This window comes from Pseudomonas sp. NBRC 111143 (genome assembly GCF_001320965.1).
Lineage (GTDB): Bacteria > Pseudomonadota > Gammaproteobacteria > Pseudomonadales > Pseudomonadaceae > Aquipseudomonas > Aquipseudomonas machongensis.
Map to the genome: position 1 here is coordinate 1 of NZ_BCBT01000072.1, position 14,832 is coordinate 14,832.

Annotated in this window: 13 protein-coding genes and 1 pseudogene; 5 read left to right on the top strand and 9 right to left on the bottom strand. The window is 63.3% G+C overall.

Features of this window, described 5'->3' with window-relative positions:
* Positions 1-1,567: urocanate hydratase (gene hutU, locus APH44_RS26465; protein ID WP_054895272.1), on the bottom strand; the 1,567-nt coding region annotated here is incomplete at its 3' end.
* Positions 1,568-1,579: 12 nt separating this feature from the next.
* Here hutU and APH44_RS29925 point away from each other — a divergent pair.
* Entirely contained in the window at positions 1,580-1,912 is a 333-nt protein-coding gene (locus APH44_RS29925; protein WP_156343798.1) for a hypothetical protein, read from the top strand.
* A gap of 104 nt (positions 1,913-2,016) precedes the next feature.
* On the opposite strand, the gene APH44_RS26470 is transcribed toward APH44_RS29925, so the two are convergent.
* Both APH44_RS26470 and hutC read right to left on the bottom strand, forming a co-directional pair.
* Positions 2,017-2,592 carry a HutD family protein gene (locus tag APH44_RS26470; RefSeq protein WP_054895273.1) on the bottom strand — a complete coding sequence of 192 codons (576 nt, stop codon included), beginning with the start codon at positions 2,590-2,592 and terminating at the stop codon, positions 2,017-2,019.
* Complete coding sequence (gene hutC / locus APH44_RS26475; protein WP_172964844.1) at positions 2,589-3,299, bottom strand: histidine utilization repressor; 711 nt, start codon at positions 3,297-3,299, stop codon at positions 2,589-2,591. The genes APH44_RS26470 and hutC overlap by 4 nt, the downstream gene beginning before the upstream one ends.
* A gap of 143 nt (positions 3,300-3,442) precedes the next feature.
* On the opposite strand from hutC, the gene APH44_RS26480 reads away from it, so the two are divergent.
* Positions 3,443-4,807 carry a formimidoylglutamate deiminase gene (locus tag APH44_RS26480; RefSeq protein ID WP_054895275.1) on the top strand — a complete coding sequence of 455 codons (1,365 nt, stop codon included), beginning with the start codon at positions 3,443-3,445 and terminating at the stop codon, positions 4,805-4,807.
* Between the two features lie 55 nt (positions 4,808-4,862).
* On the opposite strand, the gene APH44_RS26485 is transcribed toward APH44_RS26480, so the two are convergent.
* Together APH44_RS26485 and bamE are read right to left on the bottom strand one after the other, a co-directional pair.
* On the bottom strand, positions 4,863-5,435 hold the full coding sequence (locus APH44_RS26485) for a lipocalin family protein (RefSeq protein ID WP_054895276.1): 573 nt from the start codon (positions 5,433-5,435) through the stop codon (positions 4,863-4,865).
* Positions 5,432-5,686 carry an outer membrane protein assembly factor BamE gene (gene bamE, locus APH44_RS26490; RefSeq protein WP_054895277.1) on the bottom strand — a complete coding sequence of 85 codons (255 nt, stop codon included), beginning with the start codon at positions 5,684-5,686 and terminating at the stop codon, positions 5,432-5,434. Before bamE ends, APH44_RS26485 begins: the two co-directional genes overlap by 4 nt.
* A gap of 222 nt (positions 5,687-5,908) precedes the next feature.
* On the opposite strand from bamE, the pseudogene APH44_RS30835 reads away from it, so the two are divergent.
* Positions 5,909-6,943, top strand: a pseudogene (locus tag APH44_RS30835) (cache and HAMP domain-containing protein); the annotation flags it as partial.
* A 129-nt stretch (positions 6,944-7,072) separates the two neighbouring features.
* The gene (locus APH44_RS30840; protein ID WP_370671317.1) at positions 7,073-7,798 is read left to right on the top strand and encodes a methyl-accepting chemotaxis protein; all 726 of its coding nucleotides are present in this window, start codon (positions 7,073-7,075) and stop codon (positions 7,796-7,798) included.
* Positions 7,799-7,850: 52 nt separating this feature from the next.
* Here APH44_RS30840 and APH44_RS26500 read toward each other — a convergent pair whose 3' ends face one another.
* The 3 genes from APH44_RS26500 to APH44_RS26510 all read right to left on the bottom strand — a co-directional run bounded on the left by APH44_RS26500 (position 7,851) and on the right by APH44_RS26510 (position 12,141).
* Complete coding sequence (locus APH44_RS26500; protein WP_054895278.1) at positions 7,851-8,447, bottom strand: DUF924 family protein; 597 nt, start codon at positions 8,445-8,447, stop codon at positions 7,851-7,853.
* 3 nt (positions 8,448-8,450) lie between these two features.
* Positions 8,451-9,461, bottom strand: coding sequence for a class 1 fructose-bisphosphatase (locus APH44_RS26505; protein ID WP_054895279.1), 1,011 nt, complete (start codon positions 9,459-9,461; stop codon positions 8,451-8,453).
* Between the two features lie 229 nt (positions 9,462-9,690).
* Complete coding sequence (locus APH44_RS26510; RefSeq protein WP_054895280.1) at positions 9,691-12,141, bottom strand: glycogen/starch/alpha-glucan phosphorylase; 2,451 nt, start codon at positions 12,139-12,141, stop codon at positions 9,691-9,693.
* A gap of 186 nt (positions 12,142-12,327) precedes the next feature.
* Between APH44_RS26510 and APH44_RS26515 the strand changes: the two genes are divergently transcribed.
* The gene (locus tag APH44_RS26515) at positions 12,328-12,732 is read left to right on the top strand and encodes a YkgJ family cysteine cluster protein (protein ID WP_054895281.1); all 405 of its coding nucleotides are present in this window, start codon (positions 12,328-12,330) and stop codon (positions 12,730-12,732) included.
* Between the two features lie 209 nt (positions 12,733-12,941).
* Here the strand turns inward: APH44_RS26515 and typA are convergent, their stop codons facing one another.
* Positions 12,942-14,762, bottom strand: coding sequence for a translational GTPase TypA (gene typA, locus APH44_RS26520; RefSeq protein WP_054895282.1), 1,821 nt, complete (start codon positions 14,760-14,762; stop codon positions 12,942-12,944).
* Positions 14,763-14,832: the final 70 nt, after the last annotated feature.

Consider the following 14,832-nt stretch of genomic DNA (forward strand, 5'->3'; position numbering starts at 1 on the left):
CGCGGGCAATACGCGCAGCCGCTTCGTCGGTGCCGTCACAGACGATCACCACACCCGAGTGCTGGGAGAAGCCCATGCCCACGCCACCGCCGTGGTGCAGGGAAACCCAGGTGGCGCCACCCGCAGTGTTGAGCAGGGCGTTGAGCAGCGGCCAGTCGGACACGGCATCGGAGCCATCCTGCATGGATTCGGTTTCACGGTTCGGGCTCGATACGGAGCCGGAGTCCAGGTGGTCACGGCCGATCACCACCGGGGCAGACAGCTCGCCGCTGCGCACCATTTCGTTGAACGCCAGGCCCAGCTTGGCGCGCAGGCCCAGACCAACCCAGCAGATACGTGCCGGCAGGCCCTGGAAGCTGATGCGCTCGCGGGCCATGTCCAGCCAGCGGTGCAGGTGCTCATCGTCCGGGATCAGTTCCTTGACCTTGGCGTCGGTCTTGTAGATGTCCTGCGGGTCGCCCGACAGGGCTGCCCAGCGGAACGGGCCGATACCGCGGCAGAACAGCGGACGGATGTAGGCCGGCACGAAGCCTGGGAAGTCGAAGGCATTCTTCACGCCTTCTTCCTGGGCCATCTGGCGGATGTTGTTGCCGTAGTCGAAGGTCGGCACGCCGGCTTTCTGGAAGTCGAGCATGGCTTGCACGTGCACCGCCATCGATTGCTTGGCGGCCTTGACCACGCCAGCCGGGTCGGTCTTGGCGCGGTCGCGGTACTGCTCCCAGGTCCAGCCGATCGGCAGGTAGCCATTGAGCGGGTCGTGGGCGCTGGTCTGGTCGGTGACCATGTCCGGACGCACGCCACGCTTGACCAGTTCCGGGAGGATTTCAGCGGCGTTGCCATGCAGGGCGATGGAAACCGCCTTGCCTTCGGCGGTGTACTTGGCGATGCGCGCCAGGGCGTCATCGAGGTCGGTGGCCTGCTCGTCGACGTAACGGGTGCGCAGGCGGAAGTCGATGCTGACCTGCTGGCATTCGATGTTCAGCGAGCAGGCGCCAGCCAGGGTCGCGGCCAGAGGCTGGGCGCCGCCCATGCCGCCGAGGCCTGCGGTCAGAACCCAGCGGCCCTTGAGGCTGCCGCCGTAGTGCTGGCGACCGGCTTCGACGAAGGTTTCGTAGGTGCCCTGGACGATGCCCTGGCTACCGATGTAGATCCAGCTGCCGGCGGTCATCTGGCCGTACATGGCCAGGCCCTTGGCATCCAGTTCGTTGAAGTGCTCCCAGTTGGCCCAGTGCGGCACCAGGTTGGAGTTGGCGATCAGCACGCGCGGGGCGTTGCTGTGGGTCTTGAACACCCCAACCGGCTTGCCCGACTGCACCAGCAAGGTTTCATCGTCGTTCAACTCCTTGAGGGTGGAGACGATCTTGTCGTAGCACTCCCAGTTGCGGGCAGCACGGCCGATGCCGCCGTACACCACCAGCTCCTTGGGGTTTTCGGCCACTTCCGGATCAAGGTTGTTCATCAGCATGCGCAGCGGGGCCTCGGTCAGCCAGCTCTTGGCGTTCAGCTGGGTGCCACGTGGGGCGCGGATCTCGACGTCACGGAAAGTGGTGGGCTTTTTGTCAGTCACGAAAGGTGCTCCTTGAGCGATCTATTCAAACCCGACGAGATCGGCGGGCCGGGGCTGTTCGGTACCGTGCGGATGGGACGGCCTATCCACTATCGCGCACTTATCTTTACTTGTACATACAAGCATATGCAATTGAATTGCCAAGTCATCGAAACGGGTGGTTCGAGAGGTTCGGACGATGGGCTGGAGGCCTCGTGGTTCAAGGCCTTGAGACGTGAAGAAAAATCGCGGGAAGGATTTGCCAGGGAATTAAGACAGAAGTGGCTTTGCGCCACTTTGGGGCGTTCGGTAACAGGGTGCGCTGTTTGCGGGCGTTACCGGGTAACTGTTTTGCAGGGTTTTTGAGGGCCCTATCGCGGGACGAGCCCGCTCCTACAGGTTCAGCGCCGTCCTGAATGACGCACTGAACCTGTAGGAGCGGGCTCGTCCCGCGATAAGGCCCTGAAGACTTACAACACCTGAGGACTCAACTCGATAACGCAGCAGCGCCCCGATACCTCGACCTCCAGCAAACCCGCGTTACCGCTGAGTTGCAGGCAGTCATACAACCCAAGCACCGACGCCTGCCCCTGGATCCCGACGCGCAGGTCCGCCTCGGCACTGAACACCAGCACGGTCTCGGCCGAACTGAACAGGCGAGTACCCCCCATGAACCACTGCAACCGCGCGCGATACCGGTTCGGCGCATAGATCAGGTTGAAGTCGCGGATCGGGCCACCCTGCAGTGTGCAGGCAACCTGGCTCTCGCCACTGAACGCAAAGGCATCGAACGGCAGCAGCGGCCGGCTTTCGTGGCCGTCCACCGACAAGCGCATGCCATCGCCCTGCAGCACGGTGATGATCCGCTGATAACCGGTGAAACTGGAAAAGCCGCCGGAAGCCTCGATATCGGCGATCGACAGGCGCCAGCCGAACCCGTCCAGGCCAACGCCCGCATCGCGGGTGATTTCTTCGGTAGACCCACCACCGTTCTTCCAGGGCATGCGCGGATAATCGCGGGCACGCAACAACTGCAGCTGGCTCATTTGCTGAAACGTCCTTCCAGGCGATGACGGGAACCGGGATGAATCAAGCGCGCGGCGGTGACCGGCTGGCGGCCTGACCAGGTACGCCGACGGATGAGCAGGCAGGGCTCGCCACGCTCGATCTGCAACAGCTTGCATTCGTCTGGGTCAGCCAGGATCGCTTCGACCACGTGCTCGCCTTCGGTCAGCGGCGCGACCTGGGACAAGTACGCATAAGGCGTCTGCCGGGTGAAATCCTGGCGCAGGTAATCCGGGGCGATCGCCGCGTTCACATAGCGATCCTCGATCTGCACCGGCACATCGTTCTCGTAGTGCACGATCAGCGAATGGAACACCCGCTGCCCCTCGCGCATGTCCAGGGCCATGGCGCGCTCGGAACCTGCGGCCTCCTCGGCGAGGATGATCACCTGGCAGCGGTGCTGATGCCCGCGGCTGGCGATCTCGTCGGCAATGTTGTTGACTTCGAACAGCGCCGAGCGCGTCTTGGGTTCGGCGACGAAGGTCCCGACGCCCTGCATGCGGACCAGCAGGCCCTCGGCGGTCAGCTCGCGCAGGGCGCGGTTGATGGTCATGCGGCTGAAGCCCAGCTGGCTGACCAGCTCGCTTTCCGACGGGACGCGATGATGAGGCGGCCAGCTGCCGTTTTCGATCTGCTGGACGATCATCTGCTTGACCCGCGCATACAGCGGCGCCGGCCCTTCGCCCATCTGGGCCACCAGCGCGCAGACGGAAGGTGTCGGCACGGCTATGCATCCTTGTGCAATTTGATTGACGGTAGCTTGCCGCAGTTTACCCGGCAGGCAAACGTCTGTATATGTATATACAAATAACGATACAGGATGACCGAGTGATGTCCGCCTACTTCGCCGAACGCGCCCTGCTCCCTTCAGGCTGGGCCAGCAATGTCCGCCTTGAGGTGTCCACCGCCGGGCGCCTCGAAAAAATAGACGTGAACGCCAGCGCCGAAGGCGCCGAACGCTTGGCCGGCCCGCTGCTGCCGGGCATGCCCAACCTGCATTCCCACGCCTTCCAGCGCGCCATGGCAGGCCTGGCGGAGGTGGTCGGCAATCCCAACGACAGTTTCTGGACCTGGCGCGACCTGATGTACCGCCTGGTCGGCCTGATCACTCCCGAGCAATTGCAGGTCATCGCCCGCCAGCTGTACATCGAGATGCTCAAGGCCGGCTACACCTCGGTGGCCGAATTCCACTACGTTCACCATGACAACACCGGCACGCCCTACGCCGACCCCACCGAGCTGTCGCGCCAGATCAGCGCGGCAGCGAGCGCCAGCGGCATCGGCCTGACGCTGCTGCCGGTGCTGTACTCCCATTCCGGCTTCGGCGGCCAGGCGCCGAACGAGGGCCAGCGCCGCTTCATCAACTCCACCGAGCAGTACCTGCGCCTGCAGGAGCAGCTCAAGCCGCTGCTGGCCGCGCAACCCGCGCAGCACCTGGGCCTGTGTTTCCACTCGCTGCGCGCGGTAACGCCACACCAGATCGCCGAAGTGCTGGGCGCCAGCGACAAGGCGTGCCCGGTGCACATCCACATCGCCGAGCAGCAGAAGGAAGTCAACGACTGCCTGGGCTGGAGCGGCCGTCGCCCGGTGCAATGGCTGTACGAGCACGTCGAGGTGGATTCGCGCTGGTGCCTGGTGCATGCAACCCACGTCGAGGCCGACGAAGTCAGCGCCATGGCCCGCAGCGGCGCGGTGGCAGGGCTGTGCCTCACCACCGAGGCCAACCTGGGCGATGGCATCTTCCCGGCCGTCGACTTCCTGGCCCAGGGCGGGCGCATGGGCATCGGCTCGGACAGCCATGTTTCGCTGAGCGTGGTCGAAGAGCTGCGCTGGCTGGAGTACGGCCAACGCCTGCGCGATCAGCGACGCAACCGGCTGTACCGCAGCGACCAGCCGATGGTCGGCCGCACCCTCTACGACGCGGCGCTGGCAGGCGGCGCGCAGGCCCTGGGGCAAGGCATTGGCGAGCTGGCGGTGGGCAAGCGTGCCGACTGGCTGGTGCTCGATGGCCAGGATCCGTACCTGGCGACCTCGAGCGGCGACGGCATCCTCAACCGCTGGCTGTTCGCCGGCAGCGACCGTCAGGTGCGCGATGTCATGGTCAACGGCCAGTGGGTGGTACGCCAGGGGCGACATGCGCTGGAAGAGCAAAGCGGGCAGGCATTCGCCGCGGTACTGCGCACGCTGCTGGGCTGAAAGCCGGCGCGATCAGCTGCGGATCGCGCCAGGCCTGATCTGGAGCCCGGCAGACTCAATGCCGGGCAACGATCGCCTTGTCCGACACCCGCCAGATCAGCCGACTGGTGTCATACCCCTGCTGGCGAGCCTTCGACAGCAGGTTCTCGCGCTCCCACGCCGGCAGGCTCGGAGTTCGCGACAGGATCCACAGGTACTTGCGATTCGGGCTGCCGACAATCGCAGTACGGTAGTGATCGTCCACGTACAGGATCCAGTAGTCCGCCTTGGTCAGCCCCGGTACCAGGCGCGTGAACCAGTTGTCGAACTCCACCCACAACTTGTCGGTGTGCCCCGGCGCCTCGATGCCCGCACGACCTTCGGCGCGCAACCATTCATCACCTTCGGTACGGCAACGGTTGAGCACACCCAGGCTGCCATCGGGCTTGAGGTTGTAATGGGCTTCGGACTGCGCGCAGCCTTCCTGGAAGCGCATCGGCAGGCGGGCCAGTTCGAACCACTTGCCCTGGTAGCGCTTGAGGTCGACGTTGCCGGCCGTCTTGGGCGCCAGCGAATCCACCGACGAGCTCGCACACCCGCCCAACGCCAACGCCAGACCCAGCGCCAGCAGCAGATGCGCGGCCCTCATTTGAGACCCTGCCCTGAGTACATCAACACCTTGTCAGCGGCGTACTGAACACTGATGAAGCTCTTCTCGTCCCCCCAGGTACAACTGCTCATGCCGAGCGCGCCCGAGCACTCCTTAGGCGATCCGAGCAGTTGCTCGACCTCGGCCTTGCTCATGCCGGCCTTGAGCTTGGAATAGTTTTCCTGGTTGATCTTGCTGCAGGCGGTCAGGACGACCAACAAGGACAACAGGGCGAGGGAACGCAACGACATGAAGGGCTCTCCTGGAGATGGATGCAACAGGCGAGACGGCCTGCAGAGACCTTAGAAGCGAAAATGCCTCCCCGGTTCCCTGCTACCCCTGCTTTCGTACCATGCCGTTGGTCGGGTCCCGTCACAAATCTCTCATGGCTAATTCATCACGGGCGACATAGCATTCAGCGATGTGGCCCTTTGCCGCACCCTCCTCCCGAAATGCCTGCGCAGACCTTGCACATGACAAAAAATCTCAAGTTCAGCCACAAGATCCTGGTGGCCGCCGCACTCGTGGTGGCCGTCGCCTTCGCCTGCTTCGTGCTGTTCAACGACTATCGCCAGCGCCAGTCGCTGCGCAGTGATACCGAAACCAACCTGCAGGAACTGGGTAACCTCACCGCGGGCAATATCCGCACCTGGCTCGACAGCCGCATCCAGTTGCTACAGTCGTTGGGCCAGCAGGTCGCCGTGGACGGCCCGGAAAAGGCCAGCCTTGACCGCAGCCTGGCGCTGCCGGTCTACGCCAGCAACTTCCAGCTCACCTACTTCGGCGGCAAGGACGGCCGTATGCAATCGGTGCCGGCAGGCAATCGCGCCCCCGACTACGACCCGCGCGCCCGCGGCTGGTACAAGGCCGCCAGCGCCGCCAACCAGACCATCATCACCGAACCCTACATCTCGGCGTCGGCCGGCAAGCTGGTGATCACCCTTGCCACGCCCGTGCAGCAGGCCGGCCAACTGATTGGCGTCAGCGGCGTCGACACCGACCTGCAGACCATCAGCAACCTGGTCAACGCCCTGGACTTCGGCGGCAAGGGCCACGCCTTCATCGTCAACGGCGAAGGCAAGATCCTCATCCATCCCAAGGCCGAGCTGGCCCTCAAGACCCTGGCAGACGTCTACCCCAACAACACCCCGCGCATCGGCAAGGGGCTGGCCGAAGTCGAGGCAGACGGTCGCAGCCAGTTCATCAGCTTCACCCACGTCGATGGCGTGCCGGCGGACTGGTACGTCGCACTGGTCCTGGACCAGGATGCTGCCTTCGCCATGCTCGGCGAACTGCGCACCTCGGCGGTGGTGGCCACGCTGATTGCCGTGGTGGTGATCATCGCCCTGCTCGGCCTGCTGATTCGTGTGCTGATGGAGCCGCTGCACGTGATGGGCCGAGCCATGCGCGATATCGCCGAGGGCGAAGGCGACCTGACCCGGCGCCTGACCATCCACGGCCAGGACGAATTCGGCAGCCTGGGGCAGTCGTTCAACCGCTTCGTCGAGCGCATCCACGAGTCGATCCGCGAAGTGGCTTCGGCCACTGGCCAGGTCAACGCCGTGGCCAAGCAGGTGGTGAGTGCATCCAACGCCTCCATCGACAACGCCGACCAGCAGTCCAGCCGCACCAGCAGCGTGGCGGCGGCGATCAACCAGCTGGGCGCCGCAGCCCAGGAGATCGCCCAGAACGCCGCCCTCGCCTCGCAGCACTCCAGCGACGCCCGCGACCTGGCCGCGGAAGGCCAGCAGGTGGTTGGCCAGACCATCGATGTGATGAACAAGCTGTCGGCGCGAATCAGCGATTCGTGCGGCAATATCGAGACGCTCAACGCCCATACCGCGAACATCGGCCAGATTCTCGACGTGATCAGCGGTATCTCCCAGCAGACCAATCTGCTGGCGCTCAACGCCGCCATCGAAGCAGCGCGGGCAGGCGAGGCAGGGCGTGGTTTTGCCGTGGTGGCCGATGAAGTGCGCAACCTGGCGCACCGCACCCAGGAGTCGGCGCAGCAGGTTCAGGGGCTGATCGAGGAATTGCAGGCCGGCGCGCAAGTGGCGGTGAGCACCATGAACCAGAGCCAGCAGCACAGTGATCACAGCGTCGAGATCGCCAACCGCGCAGGCGACCGCCTGGGCAGCGTGACCCAGCGCATCGGCGAGATCGACGGCATGAACCAGTCGGTAGCCACGGCGACCGAAGAGCAGACGTCAGTGGTCGAGTCGATCAATGTCGACATCACCGAGATCAATACGCTGAACCAGCAAGGAGTGCAGAACCTGCAGAGCACCTTGCGTGCCTGCAACGACCTGGAGCATCAGGTCGATCGGTTGAAGCAGTTGGTGGGGAGTTTCAGAATATAAGGTTCGGCGGCGCCTTCTTCGCGGATAAACCCGCGAAGAAGGCGCCGCTGATTCAGAACCGGGAACCCGGCTCCAGCAGGAAGTCCATCTCTTCACTGGTACTCGGCCGCCCCAGCATCAGGTTGCGATGCGGAAAACGCCCGAACCGCGCGATCACCCGCTGGTGCTGCTCGGCATAGTCCAGGAAGCCTTCGAACAACCGGCGATTGGCCTCGGGTTGCTCGTCCAGCAAGACCTGGTAGCGCTCCACGCACAGGTTCTGCCAATCCAGCACCTCGGCGTGCTCCAGCACCAGCAGCACGAACACGCGCTGGATAGGCAGCAGCTGATAGTCCCAGCCCTTTTGCAAACCCTGCATGGCCACCACTTGCGCACGCCGGTCGCCGTCGAAGGCGCGCGGTGTGTCGCGGTAGATCATGCGCGGCAACTGGTCGAGCAGGATCAACAACCCCAACCAGCCCTGCGGGCTCTGCTGCCACTCATCGAGCCCACCCGCCAGGGCCTGCTCGACCAGATCGCCGAACAGTGCCTGGGCCTCGGCATCGTCATGCTTGCCGAACCAGCGGGTGTTTTTCTCGTCAGCCACGGCCTGGGCATTGGTGCCCCAACCGAACCACCATTCCAGCAACGGCTGCCAAGGTGCGAGCATGACTTACTCCTTGTGATAGGCGGTGACGCGCTCGACCTCTTCCTTCGAGCCCAGGATCACCGACACGCGCTGGTGCAGGCTCTCAGGCTTGATGTCGAGGATGCGCTCGTAACCGTTGGTCGATGCGCCGCCGGCCTGCTCGATGATGAACGACATCGGGTTGGCTTCGTACATCAGGCGCAGCTTGCCCGGCTTGCTCGGCTCTCGAGCGTCGCGCGGGTACATGAACAGGCCGCCACGGGTCAGGATGCGGTGCACGTCGGCCACCATCGAGGCGATCCAGCGCATGTTGTAGTTCTTTTTCAGCGGCCCGGTCTCACCGGCCAGCAGCTCGCCCACGTAACGCTGCACCGGGGCTTCCCAGTGGCGCTGGTTGGACATGTTGATGGCGAACTCGGCGGTGGTTTCCGGCACGCGGATGTTTTCGTGGGTCAGGACGAAGCTGCCCAGTTCGCGGTCCAGGGTGAAGCCCTTGACGCCATTGCCCAGGGTGAGGATCAGCATGGTCTGCGGGCCGTAGATCGCATAACCGGCGGCGACCTGCTGGGTGCCTGGTTGCAGGAAGGCGTTTTCGTTGAGGGTTTCGTTCTGGCTCAGGTACTCGTTCGGGCAACGCAGCACGGAGAAGATGGTACCGACCGAGACGTTGACGTCGATGTTCGACGAGCCGTCCAGTGGGTCGAAGACCAGCAGGTAAGCGCCTTTGGGATATTTGCCCGGGATCTGGTAGGCGTTGTCCATTTCTTCGGACGCCATGCCAGCCAGGTGGCCGCCCCACTCGTTGGCCTCGAGCAGGATGTCGTTGGAGATGACGTCGAGCTTCTTCTGCACTTCGCCTTGCACGTTTTCGGTGCCCATGCTGCCCAGCACGCCGCCCAGGGCGCCCTTGGACACGTGGTGGCTGATTTCCTTGCACGCGCGCGCCACCACTTCGATCAGGAAGCGCAGATCGGCAGGAGTGTTGTTGCTGCGGGTCTGCTCAATCAGATAGCGACTCAGGGTAACGCGGGACATGTATGGCTCCGAAGTGGAAAGGGGTAGAAAAACCCCCGCAGTTTACAGGGAGAGTGGCAGCCTAGCGAGCGAAGAGACTCGCCTGGCGGATCAGACGGTGGTTCGGGCGATGAGTTCAGGCAGTTGGTCGGCGGCGGCTCAATCGCGGGGCAAGCCCGCTCCTGCAGGGCCAGCGCCGTCCTTTGCAGGAGCGGGCTTGCCCCGCGATAGGGCCGGAACTGACACCCTTCTAATCCAATGCCTTCCATATCTCAGTGGCATATTCGCGAATGGTCCGGTCCGACGAGAACCAGCCCATCCGTGCGGTATTGAGCACCGCCATGCGCCACCACTCCTGCGGCGTATGCCACAGCTCCTCGACCCGCAGTTGGGCATCCCAGTACGCATCGAAATCGGCACACAGCAGGAAGCGATCATAGGCCACCAGGCCGTCGATCAGTCCGGCATAGCGCCCTGGATCATCCGGCGAGAACACACCGCTGCGGATCGCCTGCAGGACATCGCCAAGGCGCCCCGAAGCGGCCACGGCAGCCGCCGCACCGAAATCGCCCGCGCGCTTGCGCGCCTCGACCTGCTGGGCGGTCAGGCCGAAGATGAACATGTTTTCCGCGCCAACCTGCTCCCACATCTCGACGTTGGCGCCGTCGAGGGTGCCGATGGTCAGCGCGCCGTTGAGGGCGAACTTCATGTTGCTGGTACCGGACGCTTCGTACCCGGCAGTGGAGATCTGCTCGGAAAGGTCGGCCGCCGGGATGATGCTCTCGGCCAGGCTGACGTTGTAGTTGGGCAGGAACACCACCTTGAGCAGCCCGCGCACGGTGGGGTCGTTGTTGACCACCCGGGCGATGTCGTTGGTCAACTTGATGATCAGCTTGGCCTGGTGATAGCTGGCTGCCGCCTTGCCGGCGAAGATCTTCACCCGCGGCGCCCACGCGGTGCCGGGGTCATTGCGCATGGCCTGGTACAGCGCGACGGTATGCAACAGGTTGAGCAACTGGCGCTTGTACTCGTGGATACGCTTGACCTGCACGTCGAACAACGCTTCGGGGTTGACCGTCACGCCGATGCGGTCCTGGATGATGCTCGCCAGTGCGCGCTTGCTGTGCAGGCGCTGGGCTGCGAACTGCTTGCGGAAGGTGGCTTTATCGGCATGAGGCGCCAGCGCCTTGAGCTTGCCCTCCGGATCGTCCAGCACCTCGGCGCCCAGGGCATCGACCAGCATGCCGGTCAACTGCGGATTGGCCTGGTACAGCCAGCGGCGGAAGGTGATGCCGTTGGTCTTGTTGTTGATCCGTTGCGGATACAGCTTGTGCAACTCGGCGAACACCGTGCTCTTCATCAACTTGCTATGCAGCGCCGACACGCCGTTGACGCTGTGCGAACCGAGAAACGCCAGGTTGCCCATGCGCACACGGCGGCCGTTATCCTCCTCGATCAGCGACACCGCGCGCAGCACGTCGAAGTCGTGCAAGCCTTTGGCCCGCAGCGCGTCGATGTGGTACGCGTTGATCAGGTAGATGATCTGCATGTGCCGCGGCAGCATGCGCTCCATCAATGCCACAGGCCAGGTTTCCAGTGCCTCGGGCAGCAGGGTGTGGTTGGTGTAGGCCAGGGTGCCGACCGTCAGCTCCCAGGCCTTTTCCCAGGGAATCCCGTGCTGGTCGACCAGCAGGCGCATCAGCTCGGCGACGGCGATCGAGGGGTGGGTGTCGTTGAGCTGGATCGCCGCCGAGTCCGGCAGGTTGAGCAGGTCATCGTGCATGTTCAGGTGACGTCGCAGCAGATCCTGCAGCGACGCGGAGACGAAGAAGTACTCCTGGCGCAGGCGCAATTCCTGCCCCGCTTCGGTGCTGTCCGCCGGATAAAGCACCCGCGAGATGCTTTCGGCCCGCGCAACTTCGGCCACCGCCCCGAGGTGATCGCCGGCATTGAAGCGCTCCAGGTGCAACTCTTCGAGCGCCCGGGCACGCCACAGGCGCAAGGTATTGACGCTGGATCCGCGCCAGCCGACCACCGGCGTATCGTAGGCCACCGCACGCACGGTTTCGCCCGGCGTCCAGACCTGCCGCGCAGCACCATGGGCATCGTGCAGCGTTTCGACACTGCCGCCAAAACTGATCGGATAGATCACCTCGGCGCGCTCGAATTCCCAAGGGTTGCCGAAGTCCAGCCAGTTCTCGGTCTGCTCCTGCTGCCAGCCATCGACGATGGCCTGGCGGAACAACCCGTGCTCGTAGCGGATACCGTAGCCATGGGCGGCAATGCCGAGGGTCGACATGCTTTCCATGAAGCACGCCGCCAGCCGTCCCAGACCACCATTACCCAGCGCCGCATCGGGCTCGAGCAGGCGGATGCGCTCAAGGTCCACGTCCAGCCCCTCGAGCGCTTCACGGGCGATTTCCAGATAGCCCAGGTTGCTCAGGCTGTCGTACAGCAGTCGGCCGATGAGGAATTCCAGGGAGAGGTAGTAGACCCGCTTCTGGCTGCGCCGGTAGGCCCGGCGGGTGTGGTCCATCCAGTGGTCGACCATGTGATCGCGGGCGGCCAGGGCGATGGCTTCGAACCAGTCATGGTCGAAGGCATGTTCCGGGTCCTTGCCGACCGCGTAGGTCAGCTTGTCCAGTACAGCGGCGCGAAACGCGGCCACCTCGGCGTCACGAGCTTTGGGTTCCTGGGACATGCGGCATCCTCGGGCAAGTTGACGAATACGGAGGGAGATTGAAGAGACTAGACCCTTCGACAGGGAGTGACAGGCTCGGTTCGCAGTTTTCATGCCGGCTTGGCGATTCCGGCAAAAGGTTGTTCACAAATTGAACAACTCCGGTATGATCGCGCGCCCCAAGACCGTGATCCGCCCACTATTAAAATGAAACCGACCCTGATCGCCGCCGCCGAAGTCGACCGCCTGGAAACCTGGCAGCGCTACACCAGCAGCATGTGCCATGGCTGCCATTCGACCTGCTGTACCCTGCCTGTGGAGGTGAAGATCAAGGATCTGATCCGCATCGGCGTGGTGGACGAGTTCGAGAAGGACGAGCCGCCGAAGAACGTCGCCAAGCGCCTGCAGAAAGAAGGCATCATCGAGCGCTTCAACCAGAAGTCGGGCATCTTCACCCTGACCCGGATGAGCAACGACGATTGCATGTATCTGGACCGCAAGAGCCGGCTGTGCACCATTTATGACAAGCGCCCGGATACCTGCCGGAACCACCCCAAGGTCGGACCGCGGCCGGGGTACTGTGCGTACAAGCCCAAGGTGGTTGGGCGATAGGCCTGTAGCGCCGGTACGGGCCTCTTCGCGGGCAAGTCGGGGCGCCGAACCGCCGCTCCCACAGGGACCCCGCCGGCCTCTGGGGCAGCGTAGTCCCTGTGGGAGCGGGTTTACCCGCGAAGAGGCCAGCAAAGCGAATACAAATCCTGCAGGCAAAAAAACGCCCCCGGCCTTTCGACCGGGGGCGTTTTCATTCAGCCTGAGCTAACTCAGTTCTTGGCTTTCTTGGCAGCGCGGGTACGCTCGCCTTCGTCCAGGATCTTCTTGCGCAGACGGATCGACTTCGGCGTCACTTCGCACAGCTCGTCGTCCTGGATGAATTCCAGGGCCTGCTCGAGGGTGTGGCGAACCGGCGGAACCAGGGCGATGACTTCGTCTTTGCCCGAAGCACGCATGTTGTCGAGCTTCTTGCCTTTGGTCGGGTTCACGCCCAGGTCGTTGTCACGGCTGTTCAGACCGATGATCTGACCGTTGTAGATCTCCTGGCCGTGCTCGACGAACAGCTTGCCGCGCGCCTGCAGGGTTTCCAGCGAGTAGGTCAGGGCCTTGCCGGTCTCGACCGAAACCAGAACACCGTTCAGACGGCCGGACATCTGGCCCGACTTCATGGTGTCGTAGCGATCGAAGATCGAGGTCAGGATGCCTGCACCGTTGGTCAGGGTCAGGAACTGGTTACGGAAACCGATCAGACCACGGGCCGGGATGTTGTATTCCAGGCGCACGCGGCCCTTGCCATCCGGGACCATGTTGGTCAGGTCGCCCTTACGCAGGCCCATCTCTTCCATGACCTTGCCCTGGGATTCTTCAGGGATGTCGATGGTGACGTTCTCGAACGGTTCCTGCTTCACGCCATCCACTTCACGGATGATCACTTCAGGACGGCCTACAGCCATCTCGAAGCCTTCGCGGCGCATGGTTTCGATCAGAACCGACAGGTGCAGCTCACCACGGCCCGATACCTTGAACTTGTCAGGGGAGTCGGTTTCCTGAACGCGCAGGGCTACGTTGTACAGCAGCTCCTTGTCCAGACGATCCTTGATGTTGCGGCTGGTGACGAACTTGCCTTCTTTACCGCAGAACGGCGAGTCGTTGACCTGGAAGGTCATCGAAACGGTTGGCTCGTCGACGGTCAGCGGCTTCATCGCCTCTACCGCGTCCGGGGCGCACAGGGTGTCGGAGATGAACAGCTCGTCGAAACCGCTGATGCAGACGATGTCGCCAGCCTGGGCTTCTTCGACGTCAACGCGGTGCAGGCCGTGGTGGCCCATCAGCTTGAGGATACGACCGTTGCGCTTCTTGCCGTCGGTGTCGATGGCGACAACCGGAGTGTTCGGCTTGACGCGACCACGGGCGATACGGCCAACACCGATAACACCGAGGAAGCTGTTGTAGTCCAGAGCGGAGATCTGCATCTGGAAAGGACCTTCACGGTCAACGTTCGGCGCAGGTACGTTGTCGACGATCGACTGGTACAGCGCGGTCATGTCCTCACCCATTTCGGTGTGGTCCAGACCGGCGATGCCGTTCAGGGCCGAAGCGTAGACGACTTTGAAGTCCAGCTGTTCGTCGGTGGCACCGAGGTTGTCGAACAGGTCGAAGATCTGGTCCAGAACCCAGTCAGGACGCGCGCCCGGACGGTCGACCTTGTTGATCACGACGATTGGCTTGAGACCGGCTTCGAAGGCTTTCTTGGTTACGAAGCGGGTTTGCGGCATCGGGCCGTCCTGGGCGTCGACCAGCAGCAGCACCGAGTCGACCATCGACATTACACGCTCAACCTCGCCACCGAAGTCGGCGTGGCCGGGGGTGTCGACGATGTTGATGTGGTAGCCGTTCCAGTTGATGGCGGTGTTCTTCGCCAGAATGGTAATGCCGCGCTCTTTTTCCTGGTCGTTGGAGTCCATGACGCGCTCGTCGTTGAGCTCGTTACGCTCCAGGGTGCCGGACTGGCGCAGGAGTTTGTCGACCAGGGTGGTTTTACCATGGTCAACGTGGGCGATGATGGCGATGTTACGCAGATTTTCGATCACAACTGTATCTCGTGCAGAGGATTCGGTTTGCCGCCAGTCTAGGCGGCCAATATGAAGGTAAAAGGCTCAG